At 39.6% G+C, this 23564-nt stretch carries 19 protein-coding genes and 1 pseudogene; 9 read left to right on the top strand and 11 right to left on the bottom strand.

The features are described 5' to 3' along the window. Positions 1-47: 47 nt before the first annotated feature. On the top strand, positions 48-1112 hold the full coding sequence (locus tag HMPREF2750_RS01835) for an MFS transporter (RefSeq protein ID WP_070582354.1): 1065 nt from the start codon (positions 48-50) through the stop codon (positions 1110-1112). 55 nt (positions 1113-1167) lie between these two features. Here the strand turns inward: HMPREF2750_RS01835 and cysB are convergent, their stop codons facing one another. The 5 genes and pseudogenes from cysB to sucC all read right to left on the bottom strand — a co-directional run bounded on the left by cysB (position 1168) and on the right by sucC (position 5988). Beyond that, a complete protein-coding gene (cysB, locus tag HMPREF2750_RS01830; protein ID WP_049384265.1) occupies positions 1168-2139 on the bottom strand; it encodes an HTH-type transcriptional regulator CysB in 972 nt (323 codons plus the stop codon). Positions 2140-2151: 12 nt separating this feature from the next. Beyond that, positions 2152-3081 (bottom strand): annotated as a pseudogene (gene rluB, locus HMPREF2750_RS01825) (23S rRNA pseudouridine(2605) synthase RluB); the annotation flags it as partial. 120 nt (positions 3082-3201) lie between these two features. Next, a complete protein-coding gene (locus HMPREF2750_RS01820; RefSeq protein ID WP_070582353.1) occupies positions 3202-3825 on the bottom strand; it encodes an L-threonylcarbamoyladenylate synthase in 624 nt (207 codons plus the stop codon). Between the two features lie 124 nt (positions 3826-3949). Beyond that, positions 3950-4819, bottom strand: coding sequence for a succinate--CoA ligase subunit alpha (gene sucD / locus HMPREF2750_RS01815; protein ID WP_070582352.1), 870 nt, complete (start codon positions 4817-4819; stop codon positions 3950-3952). A gap of 2 nt (positions 4820-4821) precedes the next feature. Next, positions 4822-5988 (bottom strand): ADP-forming succinate--CoA ligase subunit beta, encoded by a 1167-nt coding sequence (gene sucC, locus HMPREF2750_RS01810; RefSeq protein ID WP_070582351.1) that lies wholly within the window; start codon positions 5986-5988, stop codon positions 4822-4824. A gap of 144 nt (positions 5989-6132) precedes the next feature. On the opposite strand from sucC, the gene cytX reads away from it, so the two are divergent. Beyond that, positions 6133-7311 carry a putative hydroxymethylpyrimidine transporter CytX gene (gene cytX / locus HMPREF2750_RS01805; protein WP_070582350.1) on the top strand — a complete coding sequence of 393 codons (1179 nt, stop codon included), beginning with the start codon at positions 6133-6135 and terminating at the stop codon, positions 7309-7311. Positions 7312-7412: 101 nt separating this feature from the next. On the opposite strand, the gene odhB is transcribed toward cytX, so the two are convergent. The 4 genes from odhB to HMPREF2750_RS01785 all read right to left on the bottom strand — a co-directional run bounded on the left by odhB (position 7413) and on the right by HMPREF2750_RS01785 (position 13146). Then, positions 7413-8639 (bottom strand): 2-oxoglutarate dehydrogenase complex dihydrolipoyllysine-residue succinyltransferase, encoded by a 1227-nt coding sequence (gene odhB, locus HMPREF2750_RS01800; protein WP_070582349.1) that lies wholly within the window; start codon positions 8637-8639, stop codon positions 7413-7415. A 57-nt stretch (positions 8640-8696) separates the two neighbouring features. After that, positions 8697-11504, bottom strand: a complete 2808-nt coding sequence (gene sucA, locus HMPREF2750_RS01795) for a 2-oxoglutarate dehydrogenase E1 component (protein WP_070582348.1) — start codon at positions 11502-11504, stop codon at positions 8697-8699. A gap of 150 nt (positions 11505-11654) precedes the next feature. Beyond that, positions 11655-12359, bottom strand: coding sequence for a ComEA family DNA-binding protein (locus tag HMPREF2750_RS01790; RefSeq protein WP_070582347.1), 705 nt, complete (start codon positions 12357-12359; stop codon positions 11655-11657). Positions 12360-12483: 124 nt separating this feature from the next. Then, positions 12484-13146, bottom strand: coding sequence for a Bax inhibitor-1/YccA family membrane protein (locus HMPREF2750_RS01785; RefSeq protein ID WP_005695953.1), 663 nt, complete (start codon positions 13144-13146; stop codon positions 12484-12486). Positions 13147-13388: 242 nt separating this feature from the next. Here HMPREF2750_RS01785 and HMPREF2750_RS01780 point away from each other — a divergent pair, with 242 nt between their 5' ends. The 7 genes from HMPREF2750_RS01780 (at position 13389) to HMPREF2750_RS01750 (ending at position 20720) form a co-directional block, all read left to right on the top strand. Then, a complete protein-coding gene (locus tag HMPREF2750_RS01780) occupies positions 13389-14135 on the top strand; it encodes an SIMPL domain-containing protein (protein ID WP_070582346.1) in 747 nt (248 codons plus the stop codon). Positions 14136-14227: 92 nt separating this feature from the next. Beyond that, complete coding sequence (gene sfsA, locus HMPREF2750_RS01775) at positions 14228-14944, top strand: DNA/RNA nuclease SfsA (protein ID WP_070582345.1); 717 nt, start codon at positions 14228-14230, stop codon at positions 14942-14944. A gap of 207 nt (positions 14945-15151) precedes the next feature. After that, positions 15152-16339, top strand: a complete 1188-nt coding sequence (gene tyrS, locus HMPREF2750_RS01770) for a tyrosine--tRNA ligase (protein ID WP_070582344.1) — start codon at positions 15152-15154, stop codon at positions 16337-16339. A 75-nt stretch (positions 16340-16414) separates the two neighbouring features. Beyond that, complete coding sequence (locus HMPREF2750_RS01765) at positions 16415-17341, top strand: aminoimidazole riboside kinase (protein WP_005695948.1); 927 nt, start codon at positions 16415-16417, stop codon at positions 17339-17341. A gap of 58 nt (positions 17342-17399) precedes the next feature. Further along, complete coding sequence (locus HMPREF2750_RS01760; RefSeq protein WP_070582343.1) at positions 17400-18011, top strand: glutathione S-transferase N-terminal domain-containing protein; 612 nt, start codon at positions 17400-17402, stop codon at positions 18009-18011. Positions 18012-18020: 9 nt separating this feature from the next. Continuing rightward, positions 18021-19478: a glycoside hydrolase family 32 protein gene (locus HMPREF2750_RS01755; protein ID WP_070582342.1), complete on the top strand. Its 1458-nt coding sequence runs from the start codon at positions 18021-18023 to the stop codon at positions 19476-19478. Between the two features lie 69 nt (positions 19479-19547). Beyond that, positions 19548-20720 carry an MFS transporter gene (locus HMPREF2750_RS01750; protein ID WP_070582341.1) on the top strand — a complete coding sequence of 391 codons (1173 nt, stop codon included), beginning with the start codon at positions 19548-19550 and terminating at the stop codon, positions 20718-20720. A gap of 53 nt (positions 20721-20773) precedes the next feature. On the opposite strand, the gene pgi is transcribed toward HMPREF2750_RS01750, so the two are convergent. Both pgi and alr read right to left on the bottom strand, forming a co-directional pair. Beyond that, the gene (gene pgi, locus HMPREF2750_RS01745; protein WP_070582340.1) at positions 20774-22423 is read right to left on the bottom strand and encodes a glucose-6-phosphate isomerase; all 1650 of its coding nucleotides are present in this window, start codon (positions 22421-22423) and stop codon (positions 20774-20776) included. A gap of 56 nt (positions 22424-22479) precedes the next feature. After that, a complete protein-coding gene (alr, locus tag HMPREF2750_RS01740; protein ID WP_070582339.1) occupies positions 22480-23562 on the bottom strand; it encodes an alanine racemase in 1083 nt (360 codons plus the stop codon). Between the last annotated feature and the right edge of the window lie 2 nt (positions 23563-23564).

Below are 23564 nucleotides of genomic sequence, written 5' to 3'. Positions count from 1 at the left end.
TACTGGCGCGCGTTCTTAACGCGTGCTTTTCTTTTTTTAATAACACAATGAATTTACAAAAACTTTTACTGACTCGTCGTTTCTTTTCTACCCTTGCATTCTTTTCCATGCAAACGGTATTTTTCATCTATTTACAAGGAAAAGGCTTAAGTAACAGTGAAATAGCCTTTTCACTCTCGTTGCTTTTCTTCTGCAACCAAGCATTAGCGATTTTAGCCGGTATCTGGGGCGATCGTTTTGGACTGGCCAAAATGATGTTACTTGGATGCTTTTTAGATGTGATCGCCTATATTTTCTTTCTCTCTGCAGACAATTACATTCTGCTTTTAATTGCCACCACCTGTTTTGGCTTAGGTAGTTGTTTGTTTGGTACCAATGCAAAAGCCTGCCTATTGGTGCTCGCGGGTGAAGAATACAAAGAGAAAACTCGATTACAGGGAAAATATTTAAAAGTCACCTCCATGTCGTCTATATTTGCGCCTTTGTTGGTGATTCCATTTATCAAATATAATCATATTGAATGGTTGATTTGGGTCTGCTTTCTCATGGAAGCGGTTCTCTTTGCCTTAATGGTAAAACCGTTTTATCAAATCCAAACTTTGCAAACCTTAGTGAAATTTCGCTTTGCCCAAATAAAAGAAATCATCACCAAAGAATTTTTATTTGTGCATTTAATGTTGTTTATTCCTCTTTCCATTGCAACATCATTCTTTGTGATCTTCCCGTTTCTTTTTGATAACAAATTAGGGATGCCGGAACACTCCCCCATTGCACTTTTTGTGAATGGTTTACTGACAGTCTCATTACAAAGTTATTTTTCTCGAAAAATTAATTTAACGATTAAACAAACCTTATGGGTGGCCCCAATCCTGGCTGTGGGCATTATCTTGCCTTGGTTTATTACGTTGAAATATATTTCTGTGGTTTCTGCTTATATTTACTTAGTCATCTTCACGGTGATTGAAGTCTATGCCTTAACGGCAATGGCGAATTTATTAGTAAAATTTGATAATGGGACCAACCGAGGCTTTATCTTTGGCTCATCACGATTATTGCTTTCTGTCGCAACAGTTATCGTCATGAACTTAGTACCTCATTTATTTTTATTGTAAAAAAGAGCGGTCAGAATTCACATTAAATTCTGACCGCCCTTTTATTTTTGCTATTTTACTTCACATCTAATTCGACATTATCAAACAATTTCTTCACGGCATTGTTATCACGCAACCTCTCGGCTTTTTCAACCATTGGACGCGTTAAGTGAGGTGAGAAAAATTCGATAAAGTCATACATATAATTGCGTAAGAAAGTGCTGTGTTTAAACGCAATTTGCGTCATACTCGCACGGAACAAATGCCCTGCATCAATCGCCACTAAATCCTTATCGGCTGGCGTATGCGCCATAGATGCCATAATGCCCACGCCTAATCCTAAACGCACATAGGTTTTAATCACATCAGCATCCGTTGCAGTAAACACAATATTCGGCAAAATACCGGCTCGGTTAAATGCATAATCCAAATCAGATACACCAGTAAAGCCGAAGGTATAAGTGACTAACGGATATTTACCTAATTCTTCAACGGTAAGCTCTTTCACTTTTGCTAAAGGATGATCGGGTTTAACAATCACCGAACGATTCCACAAATAGCAAGGCAATTGAATCAAATCATCAAAAAGATATGGTGCTTCTGTCGTAATCGCTAAATCGACTTCGCCCGAAATCAATGCATCATGAATTTGCGTCGGTGAACCTTGATGAATATGTAAACTCACATCCGGATATTGTTTAGAGAAACGTTCCACCACAGCTGGCAGCATATAACGCGCTTGTGTATTGGTTGTCGCAATGCGTAACACGCCATGATTCGGACAAGTATATTCATTGGCAACCGATTTAATGCTTTGCGCTTTCACCAAAAGCTCACGGGCAATAGCTACAATCTTTTTACCCGCAGGTGTAATAGATTTAATGTGTTTACCATTACGTTCAAAAATCTCTAAACCCAATTCATCTTCTAACAAACGAACTTGTTTACTGATACCTGGTTGAGAGGTATAAAGCGCGTTGGCCGCCTCTGTCACGTTTAAATTTTGGTTTACAATCTCAACAATGTAGCGGAGTTGCTGCATTTTCATCGCGAATACCACCTATTTTTTATAGCGTTTACTTAACTCAGTATAACGTTTTACTGCTTTACGAATTTGACCTGATTTTGGTCGACGACGAGGTTTGGTTACGTCTAATTTGGTTTCGGTTTCAGACGGTAAGCCTACTAATTCACGTAAATAGTTGACGTTTTCCAAATCCATTTCTTCCCAGCCACCTCGCGGTAAGCCTTTCATCAGCTTAATGTTGCCGTAACGAATACGAATCAAGCGGCTCACTTGAATGCCTTGTGATTCCCACAGACGGCGTACTTCACGGTTACGACCCTCCATTAAAGTCACATCGTACCATTGGTTAATTCCAACGCCACCCGCAAATTTGATTTCTTTGAAATTAGCAGGCCCATCTTCTAACTGCACGCCTTTACGCAAACGCGCTAACATGGCATCATCCACTTGACCAAATACGCGCACGGAATATTCACGTTCAACTTCACGGCTTGGGTGCATTAAACGATTAGCTAATTCACCATCAGTTGTAAAAAGTAATAAGCCCGAAGTATTAATATCTAAACGACCGACTGCAATCCATCTTGCACCATTTAAGCGTGGTAAACGATCAAATACTGTTGCACGACCTTCAGGATCGCTACGGGTACAAAGTTCGCCTTCAGGTTTATAATACATCAACACACGACACACTTCTTTTTGTGCTTGTTGAAGGTTTATGATTCGACCATCAATACGCACTTTTACACCAGAATGTACATCGATACGATCACCAAGAGTCGCCATTTTGCCATCAACACTCACACGGTTTTCAGCAATCATCGCTTCAATTTCACGACGAGAGCCTTGTCCTGCTCGCGCAAGCACTTTCTGTAATTTTTCACCTTCTACAGTAGATTGACGAGATGGTCTAGCTACCTTAGCTTTAGGGATTGATTTGATGTCAGAATTGACCACACTTTTACGATCTTTACGCTCAAAGTGCGGTTGCTTTCCCGCTTGTTTTTCACGTTCTTGTCTGACTGTTTTTTGAATAGGTTTCATCTGTTTTCCTTTGTCGCTTTCCCAAGCGTCTAAAATAAGTTAAATGAAAGGAGCAGTACTACCACTTCCTTCACGTAAAATGACTGGCGATTCTTCCGTTAAATCTACCACCGTTGTTGGTTCTTGACCTAAATAGCCACCATGAATAATTAAATCCACTTGACGTTCTAAACATTCACGAATCTCTTCTGGATCGGAATAAGTCATATGTTCATTATCAGGCAACATCAGTGAGCAAGATAGAATCGGTTCACCTAATGCGTTCAATAAATCCAAAGCAATTTGGTTATCCGGCACACGCAAACCAATAGTTTTGCGTTTTGACGTCATTAATCGACGAGGAAGCTCTTTCGTTGCCGTCAAAATAAAGGTATAACGTCCCGGTGTATTGTTTTTAATTAAGCGATAAGCCACATTACTGACCGTTGCATAGGTTGAAAGCTCGGATAAATCGCTACATACCAACGTAAAATTATGCCCTTCTGGCAATTTACGAATTGCAACAATACGATCCATCGCATGTTTATCGCCTATCATACAGCCTAAGGCATAGCCCGAATCTGTCGGGTACACAATGACACCACCTTGACGCAAAATTTCTACCGCTTGATTAATCAAACGCGCTTGCGGATTTTCAGGGTGGATATAGAAAAATTGGCTCATAATTTTGTCCTTAAAAAAACTGACGAGATTATACACCGATTTATAGGCAGGTTATAAGAATTTGTTATAAAAAACGACCGCACTTTGAAAATGAATCCAAAGTGCGGTCTATTTTTTATAGTTTTTATTTCAACAATTCCCGGAGGGCTGAACCGATTTCAGCAAGACTTCTCACCGTTTTCACGCCAGCTGCTTCAAGAGCTGCAATTTTATCTTCTGCCGTCCCTTTTCCACCGCTGATAATCGCTCCAGCGTGTCCCATGCGCTTGCCTTTTGGTGCCGTCACACCTGCGATATAAGCCACCACTGGTTTTGTCACATGAGATTTAATAAACGCTGCTGCCTCTTCTTCTGCAGAGCCACCGATTTCACCAATCATCACGATAGCTTCAGTTTCAGGATCTTCTTGGAATCGTTTAAGAATATCAATGAAGTTAGATCCTGGAATAGGATCGCCACCGATCCCGACACAAGTAGATTGACCAAAACCTTCATCTGTTGTCTGTTTTACCGCTTCATAAGTCAATGTACCTGAACGAGAAACAATGCCTACTCTGCCTTTTTTATGAATATTGCCCGGCATAATACCAATCTTGCATTCATACGGTGTAATCACACCTGGGCAATTCGGGCCGATCATAACGACACCCGTTTCATTTAACTTTTGTTTTACCAACAGCATATCCAATGTTGGGATGCCTTCTGTTATACAAACTACCAATTGAATGCCTGCATCAATGGCTTCTAAAATAGCATCTTTGCAAAATGGTGCGGGCACATAAATCATGGTTGCCGTAGCCCCTGTAGCTTGCACTGCTTCACGCACTGTATTAAATACCGGCAAACCTAAATGCGTTGTTCCGCCTTTATTCGGTGAAACGCCACCCACTAACTTGGTTCCATAAGCCAATGCCTGTTCGCTGTGAAATGTCCCTTGCGCACCGGTGAAGCCTTGGCAAATTACTTTTGTTTCTTTATTAATTAAAATCGCCATGATTATTCTCCTTTTGCCGCTTTCACTGCTGCTTGTGCAGCCTCTTGTAAACTATGTGCCGCAATTAAATTCACACCACTTTCGGCTAAAATTGCTCTGCCTTGTGGGGCATTGGTTCCTTCTAATCGAACCACAACAGGCACTTTCACCCCCACTTCTTGAATCGCAGCTACGACACCTTCAGCAATGAGATCACAGCGTACAATTCCGCCGAAAATATTCACTAAGACAGATTTCACATTTTTATCCGTGAGAATAATCTTTAATGCCTCAGCCACACGCTCTTTCGTCGCACCGCCACCAACATCAAGGAAGTTTGCAGGATTACCACCATATAATTTCACGATATCCATGGTCCCCATAGCAAGCCCGGCACCATTAACCATACAGCCAATATCACCTTCCAAAGCAACATAGTTAAGCTGATATTTTTCTGCTTCGGCTTCACGTGCATCACTTTGACTTAAATCGCGTAAGGCTAACAAATCAGGATGTCGATAAAGTGAGTTATCATCAATCCCAACTTTTGCATCCACACAGACTAAATTACCTTCTTTCGTCACTACGAGCGGATTGACTTCAACTAAAGAAAAATCTTTTTCGATAAAAATCTGAGCGAGTTTTACAAAAATCTCGGCAAATTGTTTATTTTGTTCGCCACTTAAACCGAGCTTAAAGGCTAATTCACGACCTTGATATGGCATTCCACCCACGAGAGGATCAATTGTCACTTTATGAATTAATTCAGGCGTTTCTCTTGCCACATCCTCAATGCTCATCCCCCCTGCTGAAGAAGCCATAAAAACCACTTTCTGCGAAGCACGATTAATCACTGCACCAAGGTAAAGTTCTTTCTCAATCTGGCAGGTTTCTTCAATATAAATGCTATTAACGGGTTGGCCTTTTTTATCAGTTTGGAAGGTGACTAAATGCTTGCCAAGCCATTTATCTGCAAAAGCACGCGCTTCTTCTGCATTATGCACGAGCTTCACACCACCGGCTTTTCCGCGTCCACCTGCGTGAACTTGACATTTCGCTATCCAAACATCGCCATTCAGCTGAAAGAGTGCCATTTCAGCTTCATCTGCCGTTTGGCACACGACACCTTCACTTACAGGCAGAGCATATTCCTTAAAAAGCTGCTTAGCTTGGTACTCATGTAAATTCATATTTCCTTCCTATTTTGATGTTGTTTAGCGAAACAAACAAAAATTTGACCGCACTTTGTTTTATTTTAAATTCTTGGCTTGCCCTTTCTATATTGAGTTATATACTGGGACACAATAACCACAATTCATGTTAAGGATAACAACATGCAAACGAAAAAATCAAGCAATCTTGCTATTGCACTCATTTGGTTTACTGCTGCTATTTCAATAGCAGAAATTCTCACAGGTACTTGGTTTGCTCCTCTAGGGTGGCAACAAGGTTTAATTGCCATCGTCGTTGGACACTTTATTGGTGGTTCGATGTTTTTCTGTGCAGGTTACATCGGTGCAAAAACCCAAAAAAGTGCCATGCAAACGGTACAAATATCATTTGGTGAAAAAGGTTCTGCGCTTTTCTCTTTACTCAATGCTATGCAACTGATGGGATGGACTGCTGTCATGATTTATATGGGGGCTGAAGTCATTTCTATCTTGAATCAAACACCCGATGCTTCACTCTTCCCATTTCTTACACTTGGCTTAGGCATACTTATCATACTTTGGCTGCTACTCGGCTTTACTAGATTAGGTATCTTCAAAAGCATTTCACTTGTCACCATGTTTTTACTAATGTTGTGGCTTAGTATTCAAGTAGCGAATAAACCATTCATTGCCATGGACGTGGCACAAAATATCAAATTTGGTACAGCTGTTGAAATTGCTGCCGTCATGCCGCTTTCTTGGTTACCAGTAGTATCTGACCACACGAAGAACAGCGAAACACCATTTAAAACGACCGCACTTTCAACGCTAACGTATACCGCGACCAGCTGTTGGATGTATGCTCTCGGCTTAGGTGCAGCATTAGTGACCGGTAAATCTGAAATCTCCCAAATTCTTTCCCTTGCTGGTGTAAGTGTTATTGGTGTATTAATTGTCATCGCCTCTACCATGATTAACACTGCACTTCCCGCCTATTCCACCGGCATGAGTTTAAACAATATTTTCCCTCAATTAAAAGTCACGCCAATCTCCGTACTTACCGTGATTGTGGGCATTATATTAGCCTCAACCTTACCAGTGACAGAATACGAACATTTCTTGTTCTTTATTGGTTCAGTATTCGCGCCAATGATCGCTGTACTTATCGCTGATTTCTTTGTGCTCAAACAGCATGATGTTAAAAAATCAGTTGATAGTGTTGGACTCGGCGTTTGGTTTGTCGGTTTCGTACTCTATCGTTTCCTTATGGCAAAAGGTTGGGAAACCGATTTAGGTCTGACTTTCCCTGTTATCATCATTACCTTTATCTTAGCAATCTTAGTACGTAAAATAGCTAAATAAAGGTTGGATTTTAATTATAAAAAGGCGGGCATTGTTCCCGCCCTTTTATTCACATCAATGTAAAAAAGGCTTTTCCCCTCAAAAGAGAAAAGCCTGTGTGCTTAAATTTCTAATAATAAACGAGTTGGATCTTCTAATAAGTCTCTAATCGCCACTAAAAAGCCGACTGATTCACGACCATCAATTAAACGGTGGTCATAAGATAATGCCAAATACATCATCGGACGAATCACCACTTGGCCATCTACCGCAACCGGTCGCTCTTTGATGGCATGCATGCCTAAAATTGCACTTTGCGGTGGATTGATAATTGGTGTAGACATTAAAGAACCAAATACGCCACCATTAGTAATAGTGAAGTTACCGCCTGTTAAATCTTCAACGGTTAATTTACCATCACGGCCTTTTTCTGCTAGTAATTTAATTTGTTTCTCAATATCTGCCATGCTGAGTTTGTCACAATTGCGTAATACTGGTGTTACCAAACCACGCGGCGTTGAAACGGCAATGCTAATATCAAAATAGTTGTGATACACAATGTCATCACCGTCAATTGAGGCATTCACTTCTGGATAACGTTTTAACGCTTCAACCACAGCTTTAATGTAGAAAGACATAAAGCCTAAACGTACACCATGTTGTTTTTCAAATTTTTCGCCGTATGTTTTGCGTAATTTCATAATCGGCTGCATATCCACTTCATTGAATGTAGTGAGCATTGCGGTGGTATTTTTCGCTTCCAATAAACGTTCCGCAATACGTTTACGTAAACGGGTCATTGGTACGCGTTTTTCTGAACGAGAGCTATATGCCACAGTGCTAATGGTATTCTGCTCTGTTGCCACATCTTGTTTTGCTTTTTGAGCATCACGTTTTGCTACTTCGCGAGCAATATCTTCACGGGTAATACGGCCTCCCACACCAGAGCCTTGAATTTTCTCTGCATCTAAATCATGTTCAGCTAATAAACGACGAATAGCTGGACCTTGATCTGCTGAATTATTGTGACTATTTTCAATAGCTGCTCTTTGACGATCCGCAGGAGTTGGCTCATTGTCTTTCACTGTTTCAGTTGAAATATCGCCCGCTTGTTGAGTTGAAAGCTTGCCTAAAAGCTGTTTACTTACTACGGTTGCACCTTCTTCTTGAAGAATTTCAACCACCACACCATCGCTTAATGCCGGCACTTCAAGTACCACTTTATCTGTTTCAATTTCTACTAATACTTCGTCACGTTTTACTGCTTCACCAACTTTTTTATGCCATGTCGCAACAGTTGCATCCGCAACGGATTCCGGTAAATCTGGAACAAGAATTTCGATTGTCATTTTATTTTCCTTTAAATTATTCTTTCTTTAAAAATTACTGAAATTTCGACCGCACTTTTACAGTGTCAGCGCATCTTCTACCAATTGTTTTTGCTGTTTGGTGTGTAAAGACATGTAACCTACCGCGGGTGAAGCAGAGGCAGGACGACCTGCATATTTTAACTTCACATGCTCTGGAAGCGAACTGTCAAAGTTATGCTTACTACAATACCAAGCGCCTTGGTTTAATGGCTCTTCTTGACACCATACATAATCCGTCACATGAACATAAGGCTCTAATGCTTTCTTCACATCTTCATGTGGATATGGGTAAAGCTGCTCAATACGAATAATCGCCACATCGGTTTGGTTATTCGCACGACGTTGTTCCAAGAGATCGTAATACACTTTACCAGAGCATAGGACTACGCGTTTAACTTGTTTCGGATCGATGTTATCAATTTCGCCAATGACTGTTTGGAATGTGCCATTTACTAATTCATCTAAACTTGACACGGCAAGTGGATGACGTAATAAAGATTTTGGTGAAATACCAATTAATGGACGACGCATTTTACGGATCGATTGACGACGTAACATGTGGTAAACCTGTGCTGGTGTAGATGGGATACACACTTGCATATTCTGTTCTGCACAAAGTTGTAAATAACGTTCTAAACGAGCGGATGAGTGCTCTGGACCTTGGCCTTCATAACCATGTGGTAATAACATCACCAAGCCACACATTCTGCCCCATTTTTGTTCGCCAGAACTAATAAATTGGTCAATCACGATTTGTGCGCCGTTTGCGAAGTCACCAAATTGCGCTTCCCAAATGGTTAATGTTTTTGGATCAGTTGTCGCATAACCATATTCAAAAGCCAATACGGCTTCTTCGGATAATACAGAATCCCACACCTCAAAACGACCTTGGTTGGCATGTAAATGTGTTAATGGCACATAACCTGTACCATCATTTTGGTTATGCACAACCGCATGACGATGGAAGAACGTACCACGTCCCGCATCTTCACCCGATAAACGAACATTAGCACCTTCATCTAATAAGGTTGCGTATGCCATAGTTTCCGCCATACCCCAATCGAACAATTTCTCGCCTTTTGCCATTTCACGGCGATCAGCATAGATTTTTTCGACACGAGGATGTGCACGTAAGGTTTCTGGATATTCACTGACACGCTCCGCTAAAGTTTGGAAACGTTCTTGTGGAAATTTACTTTCGTAAGGGGATGTCCAGTCATAGTTGAGATATTGCAACCAGTCCATTTGGGCGATATCCATTTCTCGCCATTCTTTCACTACGCGATCACCGTTATCTAAGGCATCACGATAAAGATTCATCATCTCGATGGCTTCTTCTTCGGTAATCACCCCTTCAGCAATTAAACGATCTGCATAGACTTTACGTGGCGTTGGATGTTTTTTAATGATGCTATACATCATTGGTTGAGTGGCTAATGGTTCATCAGCCTCATTATGACCATGACGACGATAAGAAATCAGATCAATGAAGATATCGCGTTTGAATAAATTGCGATATTCCACCGCCATTCTCGCGGCAAACGCGACCGCTTCAGGATCATCACCATTCACATGAATAATCGGCGCCTGAATCATTTTCGCGATATCAGTACAATATTCTGTTGAACGAGTGTCATTTGGGTTAGAGGTGGTGAAACCAATTTGGTTATTGATCACAATACGGATTGTGCCACCAACGGTATAACCACGTGCATTAGACATATTCAAGGTTTCTTGTACAACACCTTGTCCCGCTACCGCTGAATCCCCATGAACAGTAACGGCTAATACTTGATTACGTTCTGTATCATTCTTTTTCGTTTGACGAGAACGTACCGCACCAATCACTACTGGGCTGACAATTTCTAAGTGCGACGGGTTAAACGCAAGGGTTAAATGCACGCGACGATCACCAACAGCAAAGTCAGAAGAGAAACCTTGGTGGTATTTCACGTCACCTGTACGCTCGCCTGAATGCTTACCCGCAAACTCATCAAAAAGATCTTCAGGTTTCTTACCTAGCACATTCACTAACATATTTAAACGGCCACGGTGTGCCATACCAAACATCACATCTTGTACACCTTGTTTGCTCGCATGACGAATAATTTCTTTCATCAATGGAATAAAGGCATCACTTCCCTCTAAAGAGAAACGTTTAGCACCTGGGAATTTCGCACCAAGATAACGTTCTAAGCCATCAGCAGCGGTCAATTCACTTAATAAATTAATTTTTTCTTCTTTAGTAAAGAGCGGTTTATTTAATTGGCTTTCTAATTTGCTTTGTAGCCAACTTTTCTGCTCCATATCTTGAACATGCATAAACTCAAGACCAATTGAACCACAATAGGTCTCTTTCAGCATTTTAGCTAAATCACCTAATTTGATGTTATCGCGATGATAGACGTAGTGATTAATATTGAAGGTTTCATTGAGATCTTGTTCGCTAAAACCGTGATAACGGTAATCCAACTCAGGTACACTGGAGACTTTCCAACGATAATAATTGATTGGGTCTAGTTTCGCTTCTAAATGACCACGGAAGCGATAAGCATTGATAAATTGAAGGACTTTGACTAATTTTGCGCTGGCTTCTGGATCGATAACCGTCACGGCTTCTGTTGTATTTTCTCTTGCTAAACGACGGAAATAATCACGGACTGGTGAATGTGGTTGCTCTGTTGCAGTTGTTTTTGGCAATGCATCAAATGTAGCTCGCCAACTTTCATCGACTGACGATGGATCTTCTAAATAACTTTCGTATAACTCTTCAATATACGATTGATTCGCCCCACCTAAAGCGGTTGAAGCCAACCATTCATCAAAGGCATTATAATGCTGCATATCTACCCCTTGTATTACATGATGTTGTCCGCCCATTATACATAGGATACAAAAAGAAATAATCCTCCAAACCACACTTTGTTACAATTTTGTGATCTACTTCAATAAAAAAACCGCACATAAAGTGCGGTCTGTTTTATCTGAGTTTTCTTAGAAACTTAAGAATGGGGTGATTTTTTCAATTGTAGCTTCACCGATACCATCAATATTTGAAAGCTCGGCAGCGTTTTTGATTTTGCCCACTTTGTTACGGTAATCAATGATCGCTTGTGCTTTTTTCTCACCGATACCAGAAAGTTTTTGTAAGGTTTCAGCATCCGCTTTATTAACGTTCACTTTTGCAGAAGAAGCGACTTTCTCTTTGGCTGCATCTTTTGTAGATGCCGCTTTTTCTTTCACTTCTTTTACTTTATCTGCTACTTTTGTTTTTGCATCAGACGCTTTCTCTTTTGCACTCTCTTTGACTGAATTTAATTTTTCAGTAGCTTTATCTTTAATTGATGGTTGATTACTCTCAGTCGCTTTTTCTTTTAAAGCTGATGCTTTCTCTTTTACCGCGTCTTTTGCTGAAGTTACTTTATCTTTCATTGCATCTTTTGCAGATGTCGCTTTTTCTTTAGCCTCTTTTACTTTATCTAATACAGTTGATTTTGTTGAACTTGCACTATCTGTCATTGATTTAAGCTTATCATTTGCAGCATTTTTCATATCAGCTTTTGTGCTTTCAACCATTGATTTTGAATTCGTTACAACATCTTCTTTTGTTGGCAATACGGAAGTATTCGTTGCCAATGCAGAACCTGATACTGCTAATGCGAGTGATGTTAATGTTAAAAGTGATTTTAAAGATTTCATAAAAACTCCTGTTTTATTATCAATAGGTTCAACTAGCGAACCTGTATGCTAAGACTTCTCTTCAGAAAATTAGTTCAAAACAAAAAACGCCCCTAATAAGGAGCGTCTTTAAATTTAATACTGACTAGTCATCGCTTGAGAAGATAGAGAGTAATCTTAATAAACTAATGAATAAGTTATAAATTGACACATAAATACTCACCGTTGCACGAATGTAGTTTGTTTCGCCACCGTGAATAATATTGCTGGTTTCATAAAGGATTGTCATTGTTGAGAACACCACAAACAATGCACTGATCCCGACCGCTAGTGCTGGAATTTGGAAGAAGAAACTCGCCACAATCCCTAACAATAACACGATAAATAATGAGAAAATTGCGGTAGAAAGGAAAGACATATCTTTCTTCGTGGTTAGCACATAAGCTGAACAAGCAAAGAAGACGATTGCCGTACCTGCGAATGCAAGCATAATTAAATCTTCCATTCCTCTCGCCACATAGATATTTAAAATTGGCCCAATGGTATAACCCATAAATCCTGTGAACGCGAATGCAGCTAAGATTCCCCACGCACTATTTGCCAAACGGTTGGTCACAAAAAGTAAACCGTAAAAGCCTACAAGTAACACGATAAGATTTGGATAAGGCAAGTTTAAGCTCATCGAAATATAAGCAACAACTGCCGAAAATGCCATCGTTAATCCCAATAAGAAATAGGTATTACGTAGCACTTTATGTGTGCTAAGTAGTGATTCTTCCTGTGAATTAACAACAATGCGAGATTGCATAAAAGCTCCTTATTTTATAAAGAATAAAGTTGATGAAACATTAATCCGTAAAGTAAGGGCTATAGGTCAAAAAGTCAATGGTAAATCAAGAATTTGTTTTAATTTTTAAATTTAGGAAGGTAAAAGTACGGTCAACTTTTAAAGTTATTTTTTATATGCGTTATAGTGAATAAATTAACTTACTCAACAAGCTGAATTACATTATAATGAGCATTCTATTTACTCCACATCATGGACATTATATGAACAGCAAAAAATCTTATCTCGCTATTTTTGGCATCATTCTCGCAGTTGGATTGATGGCATCAGCATTTATCTTAGGTAATCAATTTAAAAATTTACGCCAGACCGGCTCTATTTCAGTTAAAGGCTTGGCAGAAAGTCATTACACCTCAACACAAGGTACGTGGGTTATTCGTGTAAGCGGTTGGGGGCCAACTTATAATGATGCAATGGCAGCGAATCAGAAAAACTTGAATGAAGCCGTTCGTTTCCTTAAAGCACAAGGTTTCGCTGATGAAAATCGAGAAATCACCGAATTAGATGTATCTACTCATACTGACTATTACGAAAATGAAAAAGGTGAAACCAAAAGTAGAGAAAATGGCTTTGATGCATCAAGATCAATCCGAATTTCAACTAAAGAATTGACGAAGTTACAGAAAGCACTCACCAATATTCACCAATTGGTTGCCAACAACCAAGATATTAGTTTTGGTGATCCAAATTATTACTTAGAAAATCTTGAACAAATTAAGCGTGAATTAATTTCAAAAGCAACACAAGATGCACATGTTCGTGCTGAAGAGTTTGCGAAAACCAGTAATGTAAAAGTTGGCGTATTAAAATCTGCTTCACAAGGGCCATTCTACATTCAAGCGCCAAACCCCGATGCAGATGACTCTAGCGATTACACTGGTAGCTACGACACAAGCACCATTGAGAAAAAAGCACGCTTAGTCGTGACCATTGAATATGCAATTGAATAATCATTTACTATTTACTAAACATTCATAAAGACAAAGTGCGGTCAATTTCGTCATAAAATTCGACCGCACTTTCTTTTCACAAGGAATACACTATGCAACTCCCTACCCTACAATCCGCAAAATTAATTCGTCGCTATAAGCGTTTTTTGACTGATATTGAATTACCAAACGGTGAAGTGATCACGATTCATTGTGCTAATACAGGTGCAATGACTGGTTGTGGTGAAAAAGGTGATACCGTTTGGTACTCTCATTCTGATAGCCAAACTCGCAAATATCCGCATAGTTGGGAATTAACGCAATTAGCAAATGGCCAACTTGTTTGTATTAACACACACAGATCCAACCAGTTAGTCTTTGAAGCCTTGCAAAATAAACAAATCAAAGAACTCTCTATGTATGATGAAATTTATCCTGAAGTGAAATATGGTGAAGAAAATAGCCGTATCGACTTCTTACTTAAAGGTGAAGGCTTTCCAGATTGTTATGTTGAAGTGAAATCAATCACCTTCGTAAAAGGTACATTAGGAATGTTTCCCGATGCAGTGACTACTCGTGGACAAAAACATGTTCGTGAGCTTCTAGCCATGAAAAAACAAGGATATCGAGCGGTTGTTCTCTTTGCCGGATTACATGATGACTTCGATCGTTTTAAAATCGCTGAGTTTGTAGATCCTGAATATGATCGCCTTTTAAAAGACGCCAAATCTCAGGGCGTTGAAGCTTATGCTTATGCGGGAAAATTTGAAATCTCAGATGGAATTCCGACCGAACTTTCTCTTACAGAAAGTGTACCTTACATCGATTAAAAAATAATTGAGAATTATTTGCATTTTGTTATTGACAAGTTATTTGATAATAGTTATCATCTAGCCATTCCAAAAACAAACAGATAATCACTCCAACTTCACGCCTATTTCCCCACAAATAGGCGTTTTTTTTTCTCTCAATCTTTTCATTTCAGCCATATTCTCTATAATGTAGCCTTTAATATTGAAATAACATTAGGAAATAGAATGACTGATATTAATACCGTTCTCGCAGAACTAAAACGCGGTACTGATGAGATTCTTTCTGAAGCAGATTTAATCGAAAAACTAAAAGAAAATCGCCCACTTAAAATTAAACTTGGTGCAGACCCTACTGCTCCAGATATTCACTTAGGGCATACCGTGGTATTAAACAAACTTCGTCAATTCCAACAATTAGGCCACGAAGTCTATTTCTTAATCGGTGATTTCACTGGTATGGTCGGTGACCCATCTGGTAAAAACACCACTCGACCACCGCTTAGCCGTGAAGATGTACTTCGCAATGCGGAAACCTATAAAGAACAGATTTACAAAATTCTAGACCCTCAAAAAACAAAAATCGTATTCAACTCTGAATGGTTGGGTAAATTGGGTACTGAAGGGATGATCCGTTTAGCAAGTAACTACACCGTGGCGCGTATGCTAGAACGTGATGACTTCAAAAAACGTTTTGGTAACAATCAACCTATCGCAATTCACGAATTTATTTATCCTTTATTACAAGGCCATGACTCCGTCGCTTTAGAAGCAGACGTAGAGCTTGGTGGTACAGACCAAAAATTTAACTTACTTGTTGGCCGTGAATTACAAAAATCAGCCGGTCAGAAACCACAAGTAGCGATTACGCTTCCATTACTGGTTGGTTTAGACGGTGAGAAGAAAATGTCTAAATCATTAGGCAACTACATCGGCGTAACAGATGCACCAAGCGATATGTTCGGTAAAATCATGTCGATCTCGGATGAATTAATGTGGGATTGGTACAACTTACTTTCTTTCCGTCCACTCACTGAGATTGCTGAATTAAAAACAGAAGTAGCAAATGGTAAAAACCCACGTGATGTGAAGATTTTACTAGCCAAAGAAATCATTGCACGTTTCCATGATGAAGCAGCGGCAGAGGCGGCTGAACAAGAATTTATTAACCGTTTCCAAAAAGGTGCGATGCCGGATGAAATGCCTGAATTCACCTTTGAAGGCGAAATTGGTTTAGCAACCTTATTAAAAGAAGCAGGACTGGTTCCTTCTACTTCTGAAGCGATTCGCTCAGCGAAACAAGGTGGTGTGAAAATTAATGGTGAAAAAGTCGAAGACATGAAAGCCAACGCGCCAAAAGGCACGAATGTTTACCAAGTCGGTAAGCGTAAATTTGCACGCGTAACCATCGCATAAAACACCTATGAAAATGACCGCTCTTTTTAAGTGCGGTTATTTTTTAACTCATATCCACAATAGAAGGAAAATTAAATGAGCCAAAAAATCTGGGTAACCGGTGATGCGGTTGTCGATCTTATTCCTGACGGTGAAAATCATTATTTACGCTGTGCCGGTGGTGCGCCTGCAAATGTGGCAGTTGGAGTCGCACGTTTAGGCAGCCCGAGTGCCTTTATTGGTCGTGTAGGTAATGATCCGCTTGGCCAATTTATGCAAGATACCTTAAATGCGGAAAATGTGAATACACAACATATGATTTTAGATCCGCAACATCGCACCTCTACAGTTATCGTCGGCTTAGATAATGGCGAACGTAGCTTTACCTTTATGGTAAACCCAAGTGCGGATCAGTTTTTACAAGCTAGCGATTTACCGCCTTTCCAACAAGGGGAATGGCTACATTGCTGCTCTATCGCGCTGATCAATAATCCATCACGCGAAGCGACTTTCGAAGCCATTCGTCGTGTTAAAGCCGCTGGCGGTTTCTTCTCTTTCGATCCAAATCTACGTGAGTCACTTTGGTCAAGCTTAGAAGAAATGAAAACCGTCGTAATGGAAGCAGTTGCATTAGCTGACGTATTAAAATTCTCCGAAGAAGAATTAACACTTTTAACCAATACTGACAGCCTTGAAAAAGCCTTTGAAAAAGTGACCGCACTTTATCCTGAAAAATTGATTATCGTGACTTTAGGTAAAGATGGTGCACTCTATCACTTAGAAGGTAAGAAAGATGTAATTTCTGGAAAAGCCTTACAACCTGTTGATACAACGGGCGCTGGCGATGCCTTCGTTGGTGGTCTGCTTGCTGGACTTTCACAGCATCCAAACTGGAAAGAAAATGATGTGCTTGTGCAAATTATCCGTCAAGCCAATGCTTGTGGTGCCCTTGCTACGACAGCAAAAGGGGCGATGTCAGCCTTACCAAACCAAACACAATTAGCAGCATTTTTAGCGAATTAGCGTGCAAAGGTGCAAATAGCTGCACCTTTTATTTATGAAAATAATTTAGGAAGTATGTATGAAACTTTGGTATTCCAACTCTAGCCCTTATGCTAGAAAAGCCCGTGCTGTAGTGCAATATCATCAATTACAAGATCATGTTGAATTACTCCTCACAACCAGTGGCTTAGATAAGAACTCACCACATAACTTAGACAATCCTCTTGGTCGTTTACCAGCATTACAACGGGAAAATGGTGAATGGCTTTATAACAGTTCACTCATTGCAGAATATCTCGATCACATTGGTACGCAACCTTCACTTTATGGAAACAGCGAGACTCGTTGGGAAATTCTCCGTTTACATTATTTAGCCGATGGTATTTTAGAGAATGAAATATCCGTAGCACCTGAAAAATGCCTTCGTCCACAAGCGCAATGGTGGCTTGAACGTCATCAGCAAATTTTTGACCGCACTGAGCGAAGCTTAATTGAACTCAAAAAAGCCATTGATAGTTTTGGTGAAGAATTAAATATCGGTACATTGAATGCCGTGTGTGCAATTGATTTTCTATTATTTCGCGATGCTTGGACTCATGCTTCACAACATGCAACCATCAAATCATTAAAAACATGGGCTGAAGCAATGAATCAACGCTATGATTGCTTAAAAAATACCTTACCAAAATAAGATTAAATTATGATTATTTTCAATAATGGCAAATACAAAAGTATTCTAGCCGCAGAAAAAGGCGAACTTGCGGAAATTGCTGAAACCGTGCAAAAAGACAAGGATTTCCGACCGCACTTTCATATTGCCCCACCAACTGGCTTGATGAATGATCCGAATGGTTTGATCTTCGATGGAGAGAAATATCATCTGTTCTATCAATGGTTTCCATTCGATGCAATTCACGGGATGAAACATTGGAAGCATTTAATCACGAAAGACTTCCAACATTACCAATCAGCGGATGATCTGATTCCTTGTGAGCTTTTTGAGTCTCACGGCTGTTATTCGGGTGGTGCTTTAAAAGTCGGTGATAAATTGGCCATGTTCTACACTGGCAATACTCGTCGTCCAAGTAATAATCAACGCGTGCCTTATCAAAATTTAGCGATTTTCGATCTTAATGGGAAATTGCTTAGCAAACGTCCGTTAATTGAAAATGTGCCAGAAGGTTATACAGAGCATGTTCGCGATCCTAAACCATATTTTACTGAAGACGGAAAAATCCGTTTTATCTGTGGCGCACAGCGAGAAAACCTCACGGGAACAGCCATTATTTTTGAAATGGACAATCTTGAAGATACGCCTCGTTTATTAGGTGAGCTTTCCTTACCTGCATTTGACAATAAAAACGTGTTTATGTGGGAATGCCCTGACCTATTGAAGCTCGGTGATAAAGATGTCTTTATTTGGTCGCCACAAGGTAAAGATCGGGAAGCGCATCAATTCCAAAATAATTATCATGCGACTTATGCAGTGGGCAAATTAACAGATTTAACCTTTGAAGCAGAATATATTAGCGAATTAGATCAGGGCTTTGATTTCTACGCACCACAAACATTTGCTGGCTTAGATAACCAAACTCATGCCGTGCTTTTCGGTTGGATTGGTTTGCCAGATTTAACTTATCCAACAGACAAATTTAAATGGCACTCAGCTTTAACCTTACCAAGAGAATTGCGCTTAGAAGGTTCGAAAATTTATCAACGCCCGATTGATAAAATATACGAAAATCTGACCGCACTTTCTTCGCTTCATCTCAATGAAAAAGCGGATATTGCTAATTTAGATTGTGCGTATATTAAATTTGAGGCAAATAACCAAGCCTTTGACTTAACCTTCTTCCAAAATGAAAAAGGACAATCATTACGACTTTCTTATGAAAATGGCTTGGTTTGCTTAGATCGCAGTCAAAGCGAACAAACCGAATTAATGGAAAAATTCGATACCAAACGTTTCTGCGAAGTTGAAAATCTGCAAACTGTCGAAATTTTCTTTGATCGTTCAATTATTGAAATTTTCTTTAATCAGGGTGAAAAAGCGATGACATCAAGATTTTTCATTGAGAACAGAGAAAATACAATAAGCTGTAGCCATCCATTGGATTTAATGATTGGTTATTTACCAGCAATTCAATATGACAAATAATCAACTCAAGTGCGGTTAAAATTAACCGCACTTTTATTTCCAACCATGTTCTCTTATTAAGTAATGACTATGTTTGTTCAACAACAAAACGCAACACCATCTAATCTTGTGGCGTTCAATTTTCTATTGATTGCCTTTTTAACGGGGATTGCTTCTGCGTTTCAAACGCCAACTTTGAGTTTGTATCTCTCTCAAGAAATTCAAGTTTCACCTTTTTTTGTGGGCTTGTTCTATTCCGTCAATGCCATTATTGGCATTATCTTGAGCCAAATTCTGGCGAAATATTCTGATAAGCAAGATGATCGTCGCAAAGTGATGATTGTTTGCTGTTTGATTGCTGTGCTTGGATGCCTGATTTTTGCTTATAGCCGAAATTATTATGTGTTGATTATTATCGGTACAACATTGTTAGGATTAGGCTCATCCGCTAATCCGCAATCTTTTGCTTTAGCAAGAGAATATGCTGAAAGCAGCCATCGTGAAGCGGTGATGTTCACCACAATTATGCGAACTCAAATCTCTCTCGCCTGGATTGTGGGGCCGCCACTTTCCTTTTTCATTGCGCTAAACTGGGGCTTTGATTATATGTATTTGGTGGCGGGTTCTGCCTTTTTACTTTGTGCAGGCGTCAGCAAATTATTGCCGAAAATTCCTCGTCAAAGTGCAGTTAAAAATCAAGAGATTTTAGACAATACACCACCAAGAAAAAGTGTGATTTACTTGTTCATCGCTAACCTATTGCTTTGGACCTGTAACAGCATGTATCTCATCAATATGCCATTATTTGTGATTAATGAGTTACATTTAGGCAAAGAATTAGCAGGAACATTAATGGGAACGGCTGCGGGATTGGAAATCCCCGTGATGATATTAGCGGGTTATCTCACCAAATACTTCAGTAAAAAACGCTTAATGATGATTGCTTTAGTTTCAGGTCTCGCCTTCTATTCAAGTTTATTATTCGCGGAGCAAACTTGGCAGCTTATCGGATTACAAATGCTTAACGCGATTTTTATTGGTATTACCGCTACCATTGGCATGGTGTATTTCCAAGATTTAATGCCGACTAAAATGGGCACGGCCACCACACTATTCAGTAATGCAGCAAAAAGTAGTTGGATTATTGGTGGACCGATTGCAGGTATTATTGCGGAAATTTGGCATTACAACTCTGTTTTTTATGTCGCTGTGGCATTAATTTTAATCAGCGTAGTCTGTATGTGGAAAGTCAAATCTGTTTAATGCGAAATAAAAAAGTGCGGTCAATTTTGACCGCACTTTTACTTTACACTATCTTAGCGCCATGCTTTGAATTGGTTAATCAATCCATTTGTTGAGCTATCATGGCTTGAGACTTTCTCTTTGTCTGCCAATTCAGGAAGAATTCGGTTCGCTAATTGTTTACCTAATTCCACGCCCCATTGGTCGAAACTAAAGATATTAAAAATCACACCTTGTGTAAAAATTTTGTGTTCATACATGACAATTAATGCACCAAGAACAAATGGTGTAATTTTTTGCACTAAAATAGAGTTGGTCGGTTTGTTACCCGTAAAGACTTTAAATGGCACAATGTCTTTTACCTCATCCAACGATTTACCGGCTTTCACAAACTCTGCTTCGACTTCTTCTTTGGTTTTACCGAAAGCAAGTGCTTCAGTTTGCGCAAAGAAGTTTGATAACAATTTACTGTGGTGATCACCTAATGGATTATGGCTTTGTGCCGGCGCGATAAAGTCACAAGGAATTAACATCGTACCTTGGTGAATCAATTGGTAGAACGCATGTTGACCGTTTGTACCTGGTTCGCCCCAAATAATTGGGCCTGTTTGATAATCACGGATAACATTACCATTACGATCGACATATTTACCGTTTGACTCCATATTACCTTGTTGGAAATAAGCGGCAAAACGGTGTAAATATTGGTCATAAGGTAAAATTGCTTCAGTTTGTGCACCAAGGAAGTTGGTATTCCATAAACCGACTAACGCTAATGTTGCAGGGATATTTTTTTCTAATGGCGCGGTACGGAAATGTTTATCCATTTCATGCGCACCACTTAAGAGTGCTTCAAAATTATCAAAGCCGATTGAAAGTGCGATAGAAAGACCGATTGCAGACCATAAAGAATAACGGCCACCAACCCAATCCCAGAACTCAAACATATTATTGGTATCAATACCAAATTCCGCTACCGCTTTACCGTTGGTCGAAAGTGCGGCAAAGTGTTTTGCCACCGCACTGTTATCTTTCGCTGCCGCCAATAACCAATCACGTGCAGAATTCGCATTGGTCATAGTTTCTTGGGTGGTGAAGGTTTTAGAAGCCACTAAGAAAAGTGTCGTTTCAGGATTCACTTTTTTCAACGTTTCAGCGATATGTGTTCCATCCACGTTTGAAACGAAGTGCATATTCAAGTGATTTTTATAAGGACGAAGCGCTTCAGTCACCATGTAAGGGCCTAAGTCTGAACCACCGATACCAATATTCACCACATCAGTAATCGCTTTTCCGGTATAACCTTTCCATTCACCTGAAATCACACGATCGCAGAATGCGCTCATTTTCGCTAGTACTGCATTCACTTCCGGCATCACATCTTTGCCATCTACATACACGGGTGTATTTGAACGGTTACGAAGTGCGGTATGTAATACAGCACGATTTTCTGTACGATTAATCTTTTCGCCTGTAAATATGGCATTAATCGCTTCATCTAATGCAGACTCTTTGGCTAATTGACGAAGTAATTTGAGGGTTTCTTGATTAATTTTATTTTTTGAAAAATCTACTAAGATTTGATTTTCAAAAGTTAAAGAATAGTCATTAAAACGATTTTCTTCTTGCTTAAACAAATCAGCAATCGTGGTATGAGCCAGTTGAGATTGGTGAGCTTCAAGCGCTTTCCACGCTTGTGTATTGGTTGGATTGATGTTTTTCATGAATATTTCCTTTTAAAAATTGAATTCTTTACATTTTTGCTTTCTTGCAAAAACAATTAATCGACATATTCTGTTATAACACGCGGGGTTAATTTTGTAATCAATTCATAGCTTAAAATACCACTGTATTTAGCTACCGTTTCAATTGGTAATTCCTTACCCCATAAAATCACTTCATCACCAACTTTATCTTGGCTATCTGCACCTAAATCTACCGTTAGCATATCCATTGAAACACGACCAACAATAGGAACAATACGACCATTTAGATAAACTGGCGTACCTTCTGGCACATCACGCGGATATCCATCACCGTAACCAATAGCGACAACACCAATTTTGGTATCTTTCGGACTGGTCCAAATGCCACCATAGCCAACAGGTTCACCTTTTTTATGTTCACGCACCGCAAGCAATGAAGAAGTTAAGTTCATCACGGGGATTAAACCAAATTCAGCGCCGACAGTATCCGTTGGTGAAATGCCGTACATAATAATCCCTGGTCGAATACAATCTAAATGTGCTTCAGGCCAGAATAAAATCCCGCCGGATGCAGCGATAGTTCGATCACCCTCTTTATTTTTTGTGGCTTGAAGGAAGCGATCAAGCTGAACTTGAGTATAATCAGAATCTAGTTCATCAGCACGGCTAAAATGGCTGACAAAACCTAAGTGCGGTTGAATTTGAGGAAGTTTTTTCAGCTCTTGATAAAAATAATCCACTTCACCAAGCGACACACCCAAACGGTGCATACCGGTATCAATTTTTAACCAGACTTTGATTGGACTTGGTACCACAGCTCGTTTTAATGCTTCAAGCTGTTCACGGTTATGAACCACGGTTTCAATGTTATTTACCGCAATAATCGGTAAATCTTTTTCATCAAAAAATCCTTCTAGCAATAAGATCGGTTTAATAATACCGTTAGAGCGTAACGATAACGCTTCTTCTAAACGTGCTACGGCAAAGCAATCTACCATGCTTTCTAAAGCAGATGAGACAAATACCACACCGTGACCATATGCGTTTGCTTTTACCACAGCAATAATTTTGCTATGTGGCGCTTTTTCTTTAATAACTTGTAAATTATGTTTTAAGGCAAGCGAACTGATTTTCGCTGTTGCCGGTTTTACGTTCATTT

The sequence above is a fragment of the Haemophilus sp. HMSC066D02 genome, from assembly GCF_001810545.1.
In the GTDB taxonomy this organism is placed as follows: domain Bacteria; phylum Pseudomonadota; class Gammaproteobacteria; order Enterobacterales; family Pasteurellaceae; genus Haemophilus_D.
This window is presented reverse-complemented; position numbering and strand designations above follow the sequence as displayed.

What these genes read in the sequence shown, in the direction of transcription:
- HMPREF2750_RS01820 (WP_070582353.1), bottom strand. Translation starts at nt 3,825, where the DNA reads ATGAGCCAATTTTTCTATATCCACCCTGAAAATCCGCAAGCGCGTTTG.
- cysB (WP_049384265.1), bottom strand. Translation starts at nt 2,139, where the DNA reads ATGAAAATGCAGCAACTCCGCTACATTGTTGAGATTGTAAACCAAAAT.
- sucA (WP_070582348.1), bottom strand. Translation starts at nt 11,504, where the DNA reads ATGCAGCATTATAATGCCTTTGATGAATGGTTGGCTTCAACCGCTTTA.
- HMPREF2750_RS01765 (WP_005695948.1), top strand. Translation starts at nt 16,415, where the DNA reads ATGAGCCAAAAAATCTGGGTAACCGGTGATGCGGTTGTCGATCTTATT.
- cytX (WP_070582350.1), top strand. Translation starts at nt 6,133, where the DNA reads ATGCAAACGAAAAAATCAAGCAATCTTGCTATTGCACTCATTTGGTTT.
- tyrS (WP_070582344.1), top strand. Translation starts at nt 15,152, where the DNA reads ATGACTGATATTAATACCGTTCTCGCAGAACTAAAACGCGGTACTGAT.
- HMPREF2750_RS01835 (WP_070582354.1), top strand. Translation starts at nt 48, where the DNA reads ATGAATTTACAAAAACTTTTACTGACTCGTCGTTTCTTTTCTACCCTT.
- sfsA (WP_070582345.1), top strand. Translation starts at nt 14,228, where the DNA reads ATGCAACTCCCTACCCTACAATCCGCAAAATTAATTCGTCGCTATAAG.
- HMPREF2750_RS01780 (WP_070582346.1), top strand. Translation starts at nt 13,389, where the DNA reads ATGAACAGCAAAAAATCTTATCTCGCTATTTTTGGCATCATTCTCGCA.
- odhB (WP_070582349.1), bottom strand. Translation starts at nt 8,639, where the DNA reads ATGACAATCGAAATTCTTGTTCCAGATTTACCGGAATCCGTTGCGGAT.
- alr (WP_070582339.1), bottom strand. Translation starts at nt 23,562, where the DNA reads ATGAACGTAAAACCGGCAACAGCGAAAATCAGTTCGCTTGCCTTAAAA.
- HMPREF2750_RS01755 (WP_070582342.1), top strand. Translation starts at nt 18,021, where the DNA reads ATGATTATTTTCAATAATGGCAAATACAAAAGTATTCTAGCCGCAGAA.
- HMPREF2750_RS01785 (WP_005695953.1), bottom strand. Translation starts at nt 13,146, where the DNA reads ATGCAATCTCGCATTGTTGTTAATTCACAGGAAGAATCACTACTTAGC.
- HMPREF2750_RS01750 (WP_070582341.1), top strand. Translation starts at nt 19,548, where the DNA reads ATGTTTGTTCAACAACAAAACGCAACACCATCTAATCTTGTGGCGTTC.
- pgi (WP_070582340.1), bottom strand. Translation starts at nt 22,423, where the DNA reads ATGAAAAACATCAATCCAACCAATACACAAGCGTGGAAAGCGCTTGAA.
- HMPREF2750_RS01790 (WP_070582347.1), bottom strand. Translation starts at nt 12,359, where the DNA reads ATGAAATCTTTAAAATCACTTTTAACATTAACATCACTCGCATTAGCA.
- sucC (WP_070582351.1), bottom strand. Translation starts at nt 5,988, where the DNA reads ATGAATTTACATGAGTACCAAGCTAAGCAGCTTTTTAAGGAATATGCT.
- sucD (WP_070582352.1), bottom strand. Translation starts at nt 4,819, where the DNA reads ATGGCGATTTTAATTAATAAAGAAACAAAAGTAATTTGCCAAGGCTTC.
- HMPREF2750_RS01760 (WP_070582343.1), top strand. Translation starts at nt 17,400, where the DNA reads ATGAAACTTTGGTATTCCAACTCTAGCCCTTATGCTAGAAAAGCCCGT.